Source organism: Acidovorax bellezanensis (genome assembly GCF_025421555.1).
GTDB classification, from domain to species: Bacteria; Pseudomonadota; Gammaproteobacteria; order Burkholderiales; family Burkholderiaceae_C; genus Comamonas; species Comamonas bellezanensis.
The window spans coordinates 90167-105450 of the sequence record NZ_JAODYH010000012.1 but is presented as its reverse complement, the minus strand read 5'-3'; the positions used below and the strand labels follow the sequence as shown (position 1 = coordinate 105450).

The 15284-nt window shown below is 65.2% G+C and carries 16 protein-coding genes; 1 reads left to right on the top strand and 15 read right to left on the bottom strand.

Annotation, left to right across the window (positions count from 1 at the left end; translation table 11 throughout):
- From N0K08_RS19580 to N0K08_RS19510, 15 genes are all read right to left on the bottom strand, one after another.
- Positions 1-542 (bottom strand): electron transfer flavoprotein subunit beta/FixA family protein (locus N0K08_RS19580; protein ID WP_261502077.1); only part of this gene is annotated, 542 nt, incomplete at its 3' end.
- 42 nt (positions 543-584) lie between these two features.
- Positions 585-2087: an AMP-binding protein gene (locus N0K08_RS19575; RefSeq protein ID WP_261502076.1), complete on the bottom strand. Its 1503-nt coding sequence runs from the start codon at positions 2085-2087 to the stop codon at positions 585-587.
- 45 nt (positions 2088-2132) lie between these two features.
- Positions 2133-3305 carry an acyl-CoA dehydrogenase family protein gene (locus tag N0K08_RS19570; RefSeq protein WP_261502075.1) on the bottom strand — a complete coding sequence of 391 codons (1173 nt, stop codon included), beginning with the start codon at positions 3303-3305 and terminating at the stop codon, positions 2133-2135.
- 56 nt (positions 3306-3361) lie between these two features.
- On the bottom strand, positions 3362-4771 hold the full coding sequence (gene lpdA, locus N0K08_RS19565; protein WP_261502074.1) for a dihydrolipoyl dehydrogenase: 1410 nt from the start codon (positions 4769-4771) through the stop codon (positions 3362-3364).
- Positions 4771-5958, bottom strand: a complete 1188-nt coding sequence (locus N0K08_RS19560) for a dihydrolipoamide acetyltransferase family protein (protein WP_261502073.1) — start codon at positions 5956-5958, stop codon at positions 4771-4773. Before N0K08_RS19560 ends, lpdA begins: the two co-directional genes overlap by 1 nt.
- 3 nt (positions 5959-5961) lie before the next feature.
- Positions 5962-6753, bottom strand: a complete 792-nt coding sequence (locus N0K08_RS19555) for an enoyl-CoA hydratase/isomerase family protein (protein WP_261502072.1) — start codon at positions 6751-6753, stop codon at positions 5962-5964.
- 40 nt (positions 6754-6793) lie between these two features.
- Entirely contained in the window at positions 6794-7774 is a 981-nt protein-coding gene (locus N0K08_RS19550) for an alpha-ketoacid dehydrogenase subunit beta (protein ID WP_261502071.1), read from the bottom strand.
- Positions 7771-8757 (bottom strand): thiamine pyrophosphate-dependent dehydrogenase E1 component subunit alpha, encoded by a 987-nt coding sequence (locus N0K08_RS19545; protein ID WP_261502070.1) that lies wholly within the window; start codon positions 8755-8757, stop codon positions 7771-7773. Before N0K08_RS19545 ends, N0K08_RS19550 begins: the two co-directional genes overlap by 4 nt.
- Position 8758: 1 nt before the next feature.
- Entirely contained in the window at positions 8759-9175 is a 417-nt protein-coding gene (locus N0K08_RS19540) for a MaoC family dehydratase (RefSeq protein ID WP_261502069.1), read from the bottom strand.
- 2 nt (positions 9176-9177) lie between these two features.
- On the bottom strand, positions 9178-9576 hold the full coding sequence (locus N0K08_RS19535; protein ID WP_261502068.1) for a hypothetical protein: 399 nt from the start codon (positions 9574-9576) through the stop codon (positions 9178-9180).
- Entirely contained in the window at positions 9573-9992 is a 420-nt protein-coding gene (locus N0K08_RS19530; RefSeq protein ID WP_261502067.1) for a Zn-ribbon domain-containing OB-fold protein, read from the bottom strand. The genes N0K08_RS19535 and N0K08_RS19530 overlap by 4 nt, the downstream gene beginning before the upstream one ends.
- Position 9993: 1 nt before the next feature.
- Positions 9994-11145 (bottom strand): thiolase family protein, encoded by a 1152-nt coding sequence (locus N0K08_RS19525; RefSeq protein WP_261502066.1) that lies wholly within the window; start codon positions 11143-11145, stop codon positions 9994-9996.
- Positions 11142-11930 carry an enoyl-CoA hydratase/isomerase family protein gene (locus N0K08_RS19520; RefSeq protein ID WP_261502065.1) on the bottom strand — a complete coding sequence of 263 codons (789 nt, stop codon included), beginning with the start codon at positions 11928-11930 and terminating at the stop codon, positions 11142-11144. Before N0K08_RS19520 ends, N0K08_RS19525 begins: the two co-directional genes overlap by 4 nt.
- Positions 11927-13075 carry an acyl-CoA dehydrogenase family protein gene (locus N0K08_RS19515; protein WP_261502064.1) on the bottom strand — a complete coding sequence of 383 codons (1149 nt, stop codon included), beginning with the start codon at positions 13073-13075 and terminating at the stop codon, positions 11927-11929. The genes N0K08_RS19520 and N0K08_RS19515 overlap by 4 nt, the downstream gene beginning before the upstream one ends.
- Before the next feature lie 109 nt (positions 13076-13184).
- Positions 13185-13979 (bottom strand): enoyl-CoA hydratase/isomerase family protein, encoded by a 795-nt coding sequence (locus tag N0K08_RS19510; protein ID WP_261502063.1) that lies wholly within the window; start codon positions 13977-13979, stop codon positions 13185-13187.
- 129 nt (positions 13980-14108) lie between these two features.
- Here N0K08_RS19510 and N0K08_RS19505 point away from each other — a divergent pair, with 129 nt between their 5' ends.
- Positions 14109-15269 carry an acyl-CoA dehydrogenase family protein gene (locus N0K08_RS19505; RefSeq protein ID WP_261502062.1) on the top strand — a complete coding sequence of 387 codons (1161 nt, stop codon included), beginning with the start codon at positions 14109-14111 and terminating at the stop codon, positions 15267-15269.
- Positions 15270-15284 lie beyond the last annotated feature (15 nt).

Genomic DNA, 15284 nt, shown 5'->3' with positions numbered 1-15284 from the left:
GTGGTGATCACGGCGGGCATCGCCAGGGCCAGGGTTTCCAGGCCGCCGTCGATTTCGCGCGTCACATTGACTCGGGGCGCGCCAGCCTTGTCGCCAGCGACTTCCACCTTGGAGGCGAACGTGGCTTGGGGCAGCTTGGCCAGCGCGGCCAGCATCTGGCCGGTCTGGTTGGCGTCGTCATCGATGGCCTGCTTGCCCAGGATCACAAGACCGGGTTGTTCCTTGTCGACCAGGGCCTTGAGCAGCTTGGCCACGGCCAGGGGCTGGAGTTCGACGTCGGTCAGCACATGGATGGCGCGGTCGGCGCCGATGGCCAGGGCGGTGCGCAGGGTTTCCTGGCACTGGGTCACGCCGCAGGAGACGGCGATGACTTCGGTCGCAGCGCCCTTTTCCTTCAGACGCACGGCTTCTTCGACGGCGATCTCGTCAAACGGGTTCATGCTCATCTTGACGTTGGCGATGTCCACGCCTGTGCCGTCGGACTTGACGCGGACCTTGACGTTGTAGTCGACCACGCGTTTGACTGGGACCAATACCTTCATTTCGTATCTCCAAACAGTTTTACTTTGCCGATCTCGCGAGCTTCATTTCCCATCCGCCATCTGCAGGCGCAACTCCCGCTTGAGCACCTTGCCCGAAGGATTGCGCGGCAGAGCCTCGCAGATCACGAGTTTTTTCGGCGTCTTGAAGCCGCCGAGCTTGTCGCTGCAATGCGCGCGCAACTGCTCCAGGCTCAGCGACGCGCCTGGCTTGAGCACGACAGCGGCCGTCACGCATTCGCCCCATTGCGCATCGGGCAATCCGATGGCGGCCACTTCGGCAACCTGTGGCAGCTCGTAGACCACGCGCTCCACTTCGGATGAGGCGATGTTTTCGCCGCCGCTGATGATCATGTCCTTCTTGCGATCGGTGAGATAGAGAAAGCCGTCAGTGTCCAGATAGCCCACATCGCCCGACCGGAACCAATCGCCGCAAAAGCTGGCCTGGGTCTTGGCCTCGTCACGCCAATAGCCGCGCGTGACCTTGGGGCCGCGCAAGCAGACCTCGCCCTGCTCGCCTGCGGCCAAGGCATTGCCGTCGTCGTCAAGAATCGCCAGTTCGACATGCGCGAGTGCGCGACCGGTGGAGCCGATCTTTGCGATTTCCTGTCCCGCCACCATCATGGTGTCGCCCGAGCAGGTTTCGGTCAGGCCGTAGGCATCCACATAGCGCGCCTGCGAGAACAGCCCGGTGAACGCGCGAATGCGCTCCTCCGGCGTGCGTTCACCGCCGCCGATCAGCCACCGGAAACTGCTCAGATCGTGCTGCGCACTGTTCGGGCTGTTCAGGCAGCGATTGAGCATGACGGGGGCCATCCAGCCGCCCGTCAGCTGTTCGCTGGCGATCAGCGACAGCGCGCGGTCCGCATCGAAGTCGCGCTCCAGCACCAGCGAGCCACCGGCGATCCACAGCGCGACGCCCGGCAGATCGTAGGCCCCCACGTGGTACAGCGGGCCCACCACCAGCAGCTTGTCGGTCTTGCCCAGGCCCAGGGCGGTAATGTGATCGAGACACTTCCAGGCCATGTTGCCGTAGGTATGCATGACGCCCTTGGGCCGGTCCGTCGTGCCGCTGGTATACATCAGGCGATAGAGATCCTCCGGCGTCGACACATGCGGCGGCACGGCAGCGAGCTGCTGGCCGCTGCACAGGACGCCGCAGTCCTGCTGCGCCGCCTCGTTGACCCAGATGGTCTGCAATGCATCGGGCACGGACGCCCGCAGTTCCTCGTCCGCAAACAGCAGACGCACGCCGGCATGGTCGGCGATGTAAGCCACCTCCTCCCTGCCCAAGCGGTAGTTCACCGGCAGGAACACGGCGCCCACATGGCTGATGGCGAGCGACAGTTCCAGGAACGCGGCGCTGTTCTTCATGAGCAGCGCGACCACGTCGCCTGCGCCCACGCCCTGTGCGGCAAGCCATGCCGCCGCGCGCTCCACGCGTTGCTGCAGCTGCGCATAGCTCAGGCGCTGCCCGCCATAGACCAGCGCCAGACGCGCGGGTTCGGTGTGCGCCCACCAGGCCACACTGGCACTCACTGACACCATGATCCGTCTCCTTGAATTCGTATGTACCCGACCGACGACATGCGCTCAATACCCCTTGGGCATCTTCAGCTCGTGATTGGCCACGTAGTTCAGCAGCATTTCTTCCGACACCGGAGCGAAGCGGAACAGACGGCAATCGCGCCACAGCCGCTCCACATGGAACTCCTTCGCGTAGCCCATGCCCCCCATGGTCTGCATGGCGCGTTCGGTGGCACGCGCCACGGCCTGCGCGGCAATCAGTTTGGCGGCGTTGGCCTCGTTGCTGTAAAGCAGGCCCATGTCGAAGTTGGTGGCCGCCTTGTAGTTGAGCAGGCGCGCCGACTCGACGTCCACATGGCATTGCGCCAGCGGAAACTGCAGGCCTTGATAAGAGCTGATGGGCCGGTCGCCGAACACCTTGCGGTCGTTGGCGTAGTCCACGGCCAGCTTGATCGCCAACTCGCCCGTGCCCACCAGCCCCGCCGTGGTCACCATGCGCTCGGTGTTGAGCACGTCCAGCAGTTCGCGCCAGCCCTTGTGCAGCGTGCCGATCAACTCGTCGGGCCCGATGCGCACGTTGTCGAAGAACACGCTGCTCGAATCCAGCGTGCAGGTGCCGAGCTTGTCGATAGGCGTGTGCGTCAGCCCTTCCCGCTTCACGTCGATCATGAACATCGAGAGCCCATCGGTGCGCGACGTGGAGTCCTGCAGCTTCTTGGTGCGTGCAATCACCAGCATCTTTTCGGCCGATTCGACGCCGGTGATCCAGATCTTGCGACCGTTCAGGCGCCAGCCGTCGCCATCCTGCGCGGCAAAGGACTTGATTTCCAGCGTATTGGTGCCCGCATCGGGCTCCGTCAGCGCCATGCAGCAGTTGAGGTCGCCGCTGATGATCCTGGGCAGCAGCTCCTTCTTCATCTTCTCGTTGCCAAAGCGCGAGATCGACACCCCGCCAAAAATCGGGTTGATCATGAACAGCTGTCCCACGGTCGAGCCCCCGCCCGTGGCCGCGAGCGCTTCCACGATCAGGCTCATCTCCATCATGCCCAGTCCGCTGCCGCCATGCGCTTCGGGCAGCGCCACGCCGCACAGCCCCGCGTCGCAGACCGCCTTCCAGTAGGCCGTGGGAAAGGACTTTGCGGCATCCAGCTTGCGCCAATATTCCAGACCGAAGCTCTCGCCGATCTGGCGCGCTGTTTCAATCATCATCCGCTGTTCGTCGTTGAGTCGGAAGTCCATGGTGTGTCTCTCTTTCAGGAAGAATGGGGTTTGCTCGAAAGGCTGTGGCTGTCACTTCAGATGTGGATCGCTCGCCCATAAGCGGCCAGCACCGCTTCGTGCATGGACTCGGACAGCGTGGGGTGCGGGAACACGGTTTCCATGAGCTCGGCCTCGGTGGCCTCCAGCGTGCCCGCCAGCGTGAAGCCGTGGATCAGCTCGGTCGCCTCGGGACCCACCAGGTGCGCCCCCAGCAACTGGCCGGTGACGTCATCGAACACCGTCTTAATGAAGCCCTGCGCTTCATCAATGGCGATGGCCTTGCCATTGCCTTCGAGCGGGAACTTGCCGACACGCACTTTCGTGCCGGCGGCGCGCGCCTGCGCCTCGGTCTGCCCCACGCTCGCGCTCTGCGGATGGCTGTAGACACAGGCCGGAATCAGCGCCTGCGGCTGCCTGCCGCTGCGCTGGCCGGCGATGTACTCCACGCATTCAATGCCTTCGTGGCTGGCCTTGTGCGCCAGCATGGGCGCACCGGCCACGTCGCCGATGGCGTAGACGCCGGGCTCCGCGGTCTGACCCCAATCGCCGGCCTGGATGCATCCGCGGTCCACGGCCACGCGGGTCTTTTCAAGACCCAGGCCTTGCACATTGCCGACCAGGCCCACGGCCACAAGCACGCATTCCGCGTCGATCTGGTGGCGGTCCGCCCCCTGCTCCACGCTCAACGCGACGCCGGCACTGCCGACCTGGGCGGCGACGAGACGCGCCTCCGTCATGAAGCGAATGCCTTCCTTGGCCATGGCCTGCTGCACGAAGGCGCTCACCTCCTCGTCGCTGGCCGGCAGCACACGCGCCGCGGCTTCAATGACCGTCACCTTGGCGCCCAGCGACGCGTAGAAGCTGGCGAACTCCATGCCGATGGCTCCCGCGCCTATCACGGCCAGCGTCTGCGGCACTTCCTTGGCGGACAGCGCCTCGCGGTAGCCCCACACGCGCTTGCCGTCGAATGGCAGCATGGGCAGTTCACGGGCGCGCGCGCCGGTGGCGATGATGGTGTTTTTGGCCTTGAGCGACTGCTTGGTACCCTGGGTATCGGTCACCTCGACCCGGCCTTTGCCAGCCAATTCCGCCGAGCCCATCAGCACCGTCACGCCGGCTTTCCGGAGCAGATGCGTCACCCCGCGATTGAGCCGCTGCGACACCTGGCGCGAGCGGCCCATCACCTGGGTGAAATCGACCTGCGGCGGCCCCACGCGGATGCCCAGCGCCTCCGCGTGCCGAATGCGCCGCAGTGTATCGGCGGTGTGCAGCAAGGCCTTGGTCGGAATGCAGCCCCAGTTCAAGCAGATGCCGCCGAGGTTTTCGCGCTCGACCAGGGCGGTGCGCAGCTGGAGCTGGGCCGCACGCAATGCCGCCACATAGCCGCCGGGGCCGCCGCCAATGACGACGACGTCGAATTCAGGGGAAGTGTTGTGGTCTGCCATCACTGCACCAACAATCCCGCCGGCTGCGACAGCGCCTGCACGATGCGTTTGAGGAACTGCAGCGCCGTGACGCCGTCGAGCACGCGGTGGTCGGCAGACAGCACCATGCCCATTTCGCGGCGAATCACCGGCTGGCCGCCGTCATCGGGACGGAACAGCTCGCGCACGCTGCCCACGCCCAGAATCATGGCCTGGCCGGGGTTGATGATCGACGCCATATAGCTCACGTCGTGCATGCCCGCATTCGACACCGTGATCGCCCCGCCCTGCATTTCCGCCGCGCTCAGACGCCCGGCCTGCACGCGCGCAATCAACGCCGCGGATTGCCTGGCCACACCGCCCAGGCTCTGCTGCCCTACTGCGCGCAGGACCGGCACCATCAAGCCCTTGTCGGTATTCACCGCCATGCCCACGTCGGATGCGCCCAGACTCAGAATGCCTTGATCGGTCCACACGCGATTGACCTGCGGCATGGCTTCGAGTGCCTGCCCCACCGCGGCCAGCACGAAATGGTTGAGCGTGAACTTCTGCTGCGTCTGCGCCGCGTTCATCTCCTGGCGCAGCCGCATGAGCGCGCTGACCTCGGCTTCGACCGACAGATAGAAGTGCGGAATCTGCTGCTTGGCCTGCGTGAGGCGCTGGGCGATCGTGCGCTCCAGGGGAGTGGGTGCACGCAAATTTCCTGTCGGTGCTGCGGCATCGCTGTGCGGCTGGGCTTCACTCACCGCGAGCACATCGCGCGCACGAATCCGGCCACGCGGCCCCGAGCCTGTGACCAGCGCCAGCTCCACGCCCCGTTGGCCCGCGATGCGGCGCGCCAGCGGAGTCACGGGCACGCGTTGTCCCGCCTGCAACGCCGCTGGCGCGGGCGCCAGCACCTCGGCAGCCGGCGCGCAGACGGCTTGCGCAGCAGGCGTTGCCGCGGGCGCCACCACGCCCTCGCCCGCCGCCCCGTCATCCCAGTAGCCAATCACCGAACCGCAAGCCAGCGTGGTGCCCACTTCGGCAACCACTTCCAGCAGCACGCCATCGGCATCCGCACCTATTTCGTTCGCGGCCTTCTCGGACTCGACGACAAAGATGCCCTGCCCCGCCTGGAAAGCGTCGCCAGGCTGGACCATCCATTCGACCAGCGTGCCTTCGGTCATGGTCAGCCCCAGTTTGGGCACAAGAAGTTCACGTCGCATGGCTTACTTCCCTGTGAACTGGGCTGCGCGCTTCTCGAGGAAGGCGCTGCAGCCCTCGTGCGCGTCCTGGCTGTCGAGCACCAGGCCGATGATGGCCTGCTCGTGGGCCAATGCCGCGCCGAGCGGCATTTCCGCGCCGTCGCGCAATGCGCGCTTGAGCAGCTTGAGTGTGAGCGGCGACTTCTGCGCGATCTGGTGGGCGAGCTTCATGCTCTCTTCCATGAGCATCTCGCGCGCAACGCTGCGATTGCACAGACCCAGGTCGACGGCCTCCGCCGCCGTGATCTGGTTGCCGGTGAACATCAGCTCCTTGGCGCGGCACAGCGGCACCTGGCGAATGAGGCGCTGCGTTCCACCAGCGCCGGGGAACAGGCCCAGATTGATTTCGGGCAGGCCCAGCTTGGCCTCGGCGGCCACCAGCCGCAGGTCCAGCGTGAGCAGCAACTCCGTGCCGCCGCCCAATGCCCAGCCGTTGATCGCGCCTATGGTCGGCTTGTCGCAAAGCTCGAAGCGGCGGAACACACGGTGAATGACCTCGGCGAATTCCTCGTAGTGCTGCAAGCCCTGGCGGCTGTTCAGGTCGGCGATGTCGCCGCCTGCCACGAAGGCCTTGTCGCCCGCGCCAGTGATGACGATCACGCGCACGCTCGCATCCTTTTCCAGTGCGGTCAGCGCGGATTCCAGGGCCAGCAGCGTAGGCACGTTCAGCGCGTTCAGCGTCTTGGGGCGATTGATGGTCAACACGCCCACGGCGCCATGGCGTTCACACAGGATGGGGTTTTGTTCGTCGGACATGGGGAGTTCTCCTGAATCAGTTGTTGGGGAATAGCCCGGCTCAGGCCAGCGTCTTGCGCACCGCGTCTTTCACACGCTCCGCGGTGACGACGTAGCCCTTTTCCAGGGAGCTGGCGAACGGCGCCGGCATGAACGGAGCCGCCACGCGCAACACCGGCGCGTCCAGCTCGTCAAAGCCCTCGTCGGCCATCGTGGCGACGATCTCCGCGCCCACACCAAAGGCTTGAACGGCCTCATGCACCACGACGGCACGGTGGGTGCGCGACAGCGACGCGAGAACCGCCGCCTTGTCCCATGGCTGGATAGATCGCAGATCCAGCACTTCGGCCTCGACGCCTTCCGCGGCCAGTTGCTCGGCCGCCTGCAGGCAGATGCCGACGGTGGCGCCATAGGTCACCAGCGTCACGTCGCGGCCCGCGCGGGCAATGCGCGCCTCGCCGATGCGCGCGGCCTGGGTGATATCCACCGGCCCCTTTTGCGCATACAAGGCCTTGTGTTCGATGAACATCACCGGATCGGGATCGGCGATCGCCGCGCGCAGCAGGCTGTAGGCGTCCTGCGGGTTGGACGGGCACACCACCTTGAGGCCGGGCACATGCGCAAGCCACGCTTCCAGGCACTGCGAATGCTGCGGTCCGGCGCTCAGGCCACCGCCATGGGGCGTTCGCAGCACCATGGACACCGAGCCCTGCCCGCCAAACATGTAGCGCGCTTTCGCGGCCTGGTTGACCAGCGCGTCCATGGACAGCGTGATGAAATCCATGAACATGATTTCGACGATGGGCTTGAGTCCCGTGAGCGCCGCGCCCACGGCTGCCGAGGTGATAGACGACTCCGAGATCGGCGTGTCGATCACGCGTTCTTCGCCAAACTGCTCCAGCAGCCCCCGCGTGGCCTTGAACGAGCCGCCCGCGTGCGCAACGTCCTCGCCCATCACGATCACCGAGTCGTCCTGCGCCATGCTGTCGGCCATGGCCTGGGTGATCGCGTTCACATAACGCATTTCAGTGGCGGTGCTCATGCGCGGGCCTCCTGCAAATTCTGGGTATAGACATCGCGGATGGCGTCCTCGGGCCTGGGCAGCGCGTCGGCACGCGCGGCTTCAATCGCGGCTTCCACTTGCGCGTTGATTTCATGGTCGATGGCGGTGGTCTCCACGCCGGCCGCTTGCAGCAGCTTGCGCGCGGCCGTCAGCGGATCGTTGTCATGCACGGACTCGAGTTCGTCCGCGTCGCGGTACTTCTGCGCATCGCCTTCGAAGTGGCCGCGAACGCGCGTGGTGATGCACTCCAGCACATAAGGTCCCTTTCCTTCACGCAGCTGCGCCGTCGCGATGCGCGTGGCCTCGGCAACCGCCAGGGCATCGTTGCCATCGACTTGCGCGTAGCGCACCGAGAATGCCTGCGCGAGCTTTTCGAGCTTGGCCGCGAACTGGCGCGACGTGGGCGAAAACTCCGACCAGCCATTGTTCTCGCAGACCAGCAGCAGCGGACTCTTCCAGAGCGCTGCCATGTTCAGCGTCTCGTGCAGCACGCCTTCGGCCATTGCGCCATCCCCAAAGAAAGCCACGGCCACGCCCCCCGTCTTGCGTGCCTTGTGCGCCATGGCGGAGCCGAGCGCGATCGGGATGCCGGCGCCCACGATGCCGTTCGCCCCCAGAATGCCCAGGCTCAGATCGGCCACGTGCATGGAGCCGCCGCGGCCCTTGCACAGCCCGCCTTCGCGGCCCATGATCTCCTTCATGAAGCCGGTCACATCCATGCCGCGCGCCAGCACATGGCCGTGGCCGCGGTGCGTGGTGGCCAGCGAATCCTGCGGCTCCAGCACGCTGGCCACACCGGCGGCCACCGCCTCCTGGCCGATGCTCAGGTGGATGAAGCCCGGCACCTCGCCGTTGGCAAACAACCGCGTGAGGGCCGTCTCCACATGGCGGATCAGGCACATGCTGCGGTACAGCCGCGTGAGCTGCTCCACCCGGTTCTTGTCACTGTCTTGCGATGTCATCTCATGCCTTTCCATGCTGTGTCAGTGCGCATGCCCCGATGCGCGCGCTGCCCACGATGCGATCCGCGCCATCCGCGCCGCGCACCCAGACATTCCATTGACCGGGCCCCTCGCGGCTCGCCTCGCCTCCCGCGATGACCGTGTCGCCAATGAAGACCGGCTTCACAAAGCGCACATCGAGTTCGACATCGGCCAAGGCCTGGCCGCCGAAATTGCGCTGTACGCACTGAAAAATCAGGCACAGCGACATGGTTCCGTGCGCGATCTGGCGGCCCATCGCGGTCTTGGCGGCGAACTCGGCATCCACGTGCAGCGGGTTGAAATCGTTGGTGAGTTCGGCGTAGGTCTGGATGGACTCCGGGGTCACCACCAGGCTGCAGGTCTGCAACGCACGATCCAGGGTTGGTTGCTGGTCCATGCTCATGCCGCCCAGATCAGCGTGAGCTGCGCGTCGAACAAGGCGCGTTTTTGCGCTCCGCAGCCACGGACCTCGAGCTCCAGATAATTGCGTTCGCGGCGCACCTCCTTGCCAAGACAGCGCACGGCGACGCGGATCGATTCCCCCGGTTGCGGCAAGCCGCGCATCTTCAATTGCTGGCGCGCATGCACGTTGCCAGGAGGGCGCGGCGTCACCAGATTCAGGTAGCCGCGCATCATGCTGATGACGGCCATGCTCGCGGCTTCGGCGGCGCCAGCGCCAGCGCCGCCAAACAGTGACTGCCAGCGCATGGCCTGCGCGGCGTCGTAGACCTCTTCCCGCTCCCCCATCAAGGCACCGGGAACAAAATCCTCGAACAGGATTGGCTTGGATTCGCTCATTTCGCCCCCTCCAGAATCGACTCGAGCACTGGCAGCGCCATGCCGTGCACTTCCTTGAAGCCGATGCGCACCCGCGCGCCTATGGCCAGCGCATCCGGCGGCACGCAGGACAGCGCATTCGCCATCACCCGAAAGCCTTCGTCCAGATCGACAATGGCAATGACGTAAGGCAGCATCTCCTTGAACGCCGGCAAGGGCGCGCGGTACACGGTGGTGAAAGTCAGCACCGTGCCTTCGCGCCGCGACGCGCTCCATGGCAGATCGCTGCTCTGGCAGCGGTCGCACAGCGAGCGCGGAATGCATTGCACCTGGCCGCATTGGCCGCAGCGCTGGTAGCGCAGTTCGCCCTGCGCGCAGCCATCCCAGTAGGCATTTGTCTGCGCGTTGGCACGGGGCAGTGGGTAGTTCAGGTTCATCTCAGGCTCCCAGCACCAGCGAACAATGGGCCGACAGAATGCCGCCGTCGCCATGCACGAAGGCCAGCTTGGCGTCCTTGACCTGCCGCGCATCGGCATGGCCGCGCAGCTGGTGCACGGCCTCGACCGCGTGAAACATGCCGCCGGCCGCGCCCGAGTGCGCATAGGACATCAGCCCGCCGTGCGTGTTGCAGGGCAGCTTGCCGCCCAGGCCCAGCTCGCCCGCGGCAGCGGCAATTCCCGCCTGGCCGCGCTCGAAGAAGCCTATGGATTCCAGCTCCACCGCGAGCGTGATCGTGAACGAGTCGTAGATCTGCGCGACGTCGATGTCGCAAGCCTGCACGCCCGCCCGCGCGAACGCCGTGGCAGAAGACGTCTTGCAGCCGAAATCGACCAGGCTAGGCGCGGCGATGATGTGTTCATGGGTGTGACCCTGCCCCGCGCCCAGAATCTCTATCGCCTGGCCTTTGGTATCGCGCGCCGCGCTGCGGCTGCTCACCACCAGTGCCGCACCGCCATCGGAAATCAGGCAGCAGTCCAGCATGTGCAGCGGATTGGCAATCATCTTGGAGCTCAACACGTCGGCCACGCTGATCGGATCGCGCTTTTGCGCCTTGGGATGGCGGCTCGCATGGCGGCGATGCTCGACCGCAATCGCCGCCAGATGCTCCGAGGTCACGCCGTATTGGTGCATGTAGTGCCTGGCGACCAAGGCATACGAGGCTGGCACGCTGATGCCGAACGGACGCTCGAACTGCGGATGCCCCACCTCGGACAACGCAGCCACCGCGCCATCGCGCGACAGGCCGGTCAAACGGTTGTCGCCGGTCACGACCAGCACATGCGTGCATTGCCCGCTGGCCACCAGCGCCGCTGCGTTCATGATCATGATGCAGGCGCTCGCGCCGCCCGCCTGGATCGCCAGGCAGGTGCCTGGATGGATTCCAAGGTATTCGCAGAAGACCGAAGCCAGCATCAGATGCGGCTCGGTGAACGAGTAGGCGCAGAGCACGCCGTCGATATCGGACAGCGCCAGCCCCGCATCGGCCACCGCGCCGATGGCGGCCTCGGCATGCAGTGCCATGCAACTGCTGCCGGGCAGCTCGCCGACCGCTGTGTCGTAGGCGCCGGTGATGAAAGCATTCATGCTCATCGCTGGTCCCCGGTGAACTTCAAGGGCCGCTTGTTCAGGAAGTTGGCAACCGCCTCGTCGTGGTATTCGGTATGCAATGCCAGCGCCTGCGCATTGGCCTCCATCTCGGCCAGCGTTTCGTAGTCGAGCTCGAACGAGCGGTTGAGGATGTTCTTGGCAATGCCCAGGGCCTGCGTCGATGCGCTGTGGTAGCGCTCGGCCATGGCCATGGCGGTCTGCTCCAGCTGCTCGGGCTCCACGACCTGCAGGACGATGCCCAGGCGCAGCGCCTCCTGCGCGTCGACTTCACGCGTCGAGAACACGATGTCCTTGGCGCGCTGCAGGCCCACGATGCGCGGCAACAGGAAGAAGCCGCCGAGATCCGGCACCAGGCCAATGCGCCCGAACACCGCGCAAAACCGTGCGCGGGGCGTTGCAATCACGAAGTCGCAGGCCAGCGCCAGATTGAAGCCCGCGCCGAACGCGGGGCCGTCCACCGCGGCGATGACCGGCTTCTCCAGATTGATCAGCTCACGGAACCAGGTGTGGAGCCGGCGGATACGGTCCCTGTCCTTGAAAATCGGACGCTTTGCCTCCGCCAGCGATTTCAGGTCTCCGCCCGCGCAAAACACGCCCGCGGAGCCGGTGATGACCACCGCGCGCACGCTGTCATCGTCCTTTGCCTCCATGATGGCCTGGGCCAGACCTGCACGCACTTCCAGATCGAAGGCGTTGCGCCGCTCGGGGCGGTTGATGCGGATCACCAGGGTCGCGCCCTGGCGCTCTGTCAGTACGAATTCGGTCATGGCTTGTACCCCAGTTCGCGCGCGATGATGTTGCGCTGGACTTCGCTGGTGCCCTCGCCGATCACATACACCAGGGCATCCCGGTGAATGCGTCCTACGGGGTATTCGCGCATGATTCCCGCTCCGCCATGGATGCGAATGGCCTGCTCGCTCACCGACAATGCCGTCTCCGACGCGATGAGCTTCACGCGGGCCGCCGTGGGCGCATCCAGCGTGCCCTGGTCCACGCGCCATGCGCCGTAATACACCAGCCACTTGGCGGCCTCGATCTGCGCCGACATGTCGGCCAGCTTGTGCGCGATGGCCTGGTAGTCGCCCACGCGCTTGCCCGCAACAATGCGGTCTTGCGCAAAGCTGTTGGCCGCATCGAAGGCCGCGCGCGCCATGCCCAGCGCGTTCGCCGCCACGCCCACCCGGTTTTCACTCAAGGACTCCAGGATCACCGGATAGGTGCCAGTGCGCTCTCCCAGCAGGCAGTCGTCCGGCACGAAGGCGTCGGCGATGTGGATCAAGGCCGTCTCGGATGCCCGGATGCCTTCCTTCTTGAGCTTGTGGATGTCGAATCCCGGGTTGGGCAATTCCACGATGAACAGACTGATCGATTCGGACTTGAGCGCCGGATCCGTGCGCGCGGCGACCAGCAGAAAGTCGGCGATCGGCGCATTGGTGATGTAGAGCTTGCTGCCGTTGAGAATCCAGCCGCCCTCCACTTTCTTGGCATGCGTCTTCATCGCGCGCACGTTGGAGCCGCCGTCGGGCTCGCTCAAGCCGAAGCCCGCGATCTTGTCCCCCGCCAGCGCGGGCTTGAAGAAGCGCTCTTTCTGCTCCGGCGTTCCGGCCTTCCAGATCGGCCAGATGCCCAGGTGCGAATGCGCGGACCACGCCGACGCAAAGCCTTGGCTCATGTAGCTGAGCTCCTCGCGCACGATGCAGTCGCTGATCTTGTCCATGCCGCTGCCGCCGTCGGCTTCCGGGTAGCGCACCCCCAGCAGCCCCAACTCACCCCAGCGCTTGAATGCCTGGCGCGGAAAGCACTCGTTTTCCTCGGCGTCCGTCACCCATGCGGACATCTCTTGCTGGCACAGCCTGCGCAAGGTGTCGCGAACCGCTTCGTGCTCTTGCGTGAAAGAAAAATCGAGACCCATATGACTCCTTTTTGCTCTGTCTAGGTAGTGGCCGACATTGGCTTGTTATTTCTTATGCGAAATTTAATTCTTGATGGAGATTATTATTTCAGAAAAATGAGATGTCAACTCATGCGCCGGCTGGATTGCGTTTGCGCGCCAGATCCGAGAGATATCCCGAGATGCGCTCGCGCACGCCGCCGCCGCGGTAGTTGTCCCCCATCAGCGGCGCCACCGATTGCACGCGCTGCACCACGGCCTGTGCCGATGCCATGCGCTGACGACATTGCCGCGCAATCGCCAGCGAGCCGCTGCGCGCCAGGAAGTAGTCCAGGCGCTGCGCCACCACGGCATCGAAATCGGCCTGAGGAATCACTTCGGTGACCAGGCCGACCTGCCAGGCATCCAGAGCGCCAAGCGCCTGCCCCAGGCACATGCGGCTGGCCAGTGCGGGAGAGATGCGCGCGTTGAGCACCGCATCCACGATCACCGGGTACATGCCAAATTGAATTTCCGGGCACGCAAGCTGCGAGCCCTCTGCGGCCAGCACCACGTCGGAAAGCGCCAGCAGCAATACCCCGGCGCCCGACGCCTTGCCCCGCACCACCGCCAGCAAGGGCACCTGGCTCTGCGAAAGACTCTCGATCAGCGCCAACAGCGCATGCTCCTGCTCGGCAAGCGCCTGCTCGCCCGCCAGGAATTCCGCGATATCCGCCCCGGCACAGAACAACCGGGCGCTGGCGCTTTGCAGCACATGCACGTCCGCCGCCTGCTCGGCAACGATGCGCGCCACCGATCGCATCATGTCTGCCGTCATGGCATTCGCCTTGTCGGCCCGATTCAGCGTGATGCGGCGAACGCGCACCGCGTCCCCCTCTGACCCGACATGCTTTTCATCCAGAACCGTCACCAACGCTTGAGCCATGCTCGATCTCCTTGAAATGGGATCCCTCGATTCCTCGGCCACCGGAATTCATTCGCATCAAGGGAAAACCCTGGTTTGATTTTTTACTACGAGAACATTATTCTCCATAAAAATCAACCGGAGACAAGCATGAGCCAAAAGACGGACCGCGCGAAACCATCCAATGAGGTCGATCGGGTCGCATTCCGCGACATGTGCAAGGCATTCGCCGACCACGAAATCCGCCCGCGCTGGGAAAAGGCGGATGCGGACAAACAGTTCCCGATGGACTTCTACCGTGCCGCCGCGCGTGCCGGGCTGATTGGCATCACGGCGACCGAGGAGGTGGGCGGAGCTGCCCTGGGCGCGTACGAGGAAGCGATCGCGCTGGAGGAGCTGGCCAAGGCCAACCCCAACCTGGCCGTATCGGTGCTCGTGCAGAACGTGGCGGGCTCCATCCTTTACGAGTACGGGGACGCGCATCACCGTGAAATCGCACGCCGCAACATCGCCGGCGAATGCCTGGTGGCCATCACCATCACCGAGCCGGAAGCCGGCAACGACATCCAGAACGTGAGCACCAGCGCCACCCGCGACGGCGACGAATGGGTGCTCGACGGCATCAAATCCTTCATCACCCTGGGCGGCGACGCGGACATCCTGGTGACGCTCGCGCAGACCGACCCCAAGGCCGGGCGCCACGGCATGCGCTTCTTCGCCATTGACCGGAACACGCCCGGCGTGCAGACCAGCCAGATCGACACCTATGTGAACCGCCCCGCGCCGACTTATCGCGTGATGTTCAACCAGGCGCGGGTACCGGCGAGCTGCATGCTCAACGCCGGGTTTGCAGAAATCATGGCCGGCTTCAACCGCGAGCGCATCATGGTCGCCGCACGCTGGCTAGGTCACATGCAGACGGCGCTGGAATGGGGGCTCGAATACGCCCGGACTCGCCGCCAGTTCGGCCGGGCGATCGGCTCCAACCAGTCCATCGCCTTTGCCCTGGCGCAGGCGCACCTGGACATAGAAGCGGCCCGGCGCCTGACCTACTATGCGGCCGAGCGCTGGGACAGCGGCGTGCCCTTGCAGGATGTGATTCTCGATATTTCCACCGCCAAGCTCCATTGCACGCAGGCCGTCGTGCGCGTGACCCAGACGGTGCTGCACGTTGCCGGCGGCTGGGGCCTGACCAGCGAACTGCCCGCCATGCGCTGGGCACTCGACGCCCTCGTGGCGCCCGTCACGGTAGGCAGCGTGGAGATTCAGCAACGCGCCATCGCCAAACAGCTGGGGCTGCCAGTGGAATAAGCCCCCCGCATCCGC

Excerpts from the sequence above, each read along its gene's own strand:
- N0K08_RS19575 (WP_261502076.1), bottom strand. The coding sequence starts at position 2,087 with ATGGTGTCAGTGAGTGCCAGTGTGGCCTGGTGGGCGCACACCGAACCC.
- N0K08_RS19570 (WP_261502075.1), bottom strand. The coding sequence starts at position 3,305 with ATGGACTTCCGACTCAACGACGAACAGCGGATGATGATTGAAACAGCG.
- lpdA (WP_261502074.1), bottom strand. The coding sequence starts at position 4,771 with ATGGCAGACCACAACACTTCCCCTGAATTCGACGTCGTCGTCATTGGC.
- N0K08_RS19560 (WP_261502073.1), bottom strand. The coding sequence starts at position 5,958 with ATGCGACGTGAACTTCTTGTGCCCAAACTGGGGCTGACCATGACCGAA.
- N0K08_RS19555 (WP_261502072.1), bottom strand. The coding sequence starts at position 6,753 with ATGTCCGACGAACAAAACCCCATCCTGTGTGAACGCCATGGCGCCGTG.
- N0K08_RS19550 (WP_261502071.1), bottom strand. The coding sequence starts at position 7,774 with ATGAGCACCGCCACTGAAATGCGTTATGTGAACGCGATCACCCAGGCC.
- N0K08_RS19545 (WP_261502070.1), bottom strand. The coding sequence starts at position 8,757 with ATGACATCGCAAGACAGTGACAAGAACCGGGTGGAGCAGCTCACGCGG.
- N0K08_RS19540 (WP_261502069.1), bottom strand. The coding sequence starts at position 9,175 with ATGGACCAGCAACCAACCCTGGATCGTGCGTTGCAGACCTGCAGCCTG.
- N0K08_RS19535 (WP_261502068.1), bottom strand. The coding sequence starts at position 9,576 with ATGAGCGAATCCAAGCCAATCCTGTTCGAGGATTTTGTTCCCGGTGCC.
- N0K08_RS19530 (WP_261502067.1), bottom strand. The coding sequence starts at position 9,992 with ATGAACCTGAACTACCCACTGCCCCGTGCCAACGCGCAGACAAATGCC.
- N0K08_RS19525 (WP_261502066.1), bottom strand. The coding sequence starts at position 11,145 with ATGAGCATGAATGCTTTCATCACCGGCGCCTACGACACAGCGGTCGGC.
- N0K08_RS19520 (WP_261502065.1), bottom strand. The coding sequence starts at position 11,930 with ATGACCGAATTCGTACTGACAGAGCGCCAGGGCGCGACCCTGGTGATC.
- N0K08_RS19515 (WP_261502064.1), bottom strand. The coding sequence starts at position 13,075 with ATGGGTCTCGATTTTTCTTTCACGCAAGAGCACGAAGCGGTTCGCGAC.
- N0K08_RS19510 (WP_261502063.1), bottom strand. The coding sequence starts at position 13,979 with ATGGCTCAAGCGTTGGTGACGGTTCTGGATGAAAAGCATGTCGGGTCA.
- N0K08_RS19505 (WP_261502062.1), top strand. The coding sequence starts at position 14,109 with ATGAGCCAAAAGACGGACCGCGCGAAACCATCCAATGAGGTCGATCGG.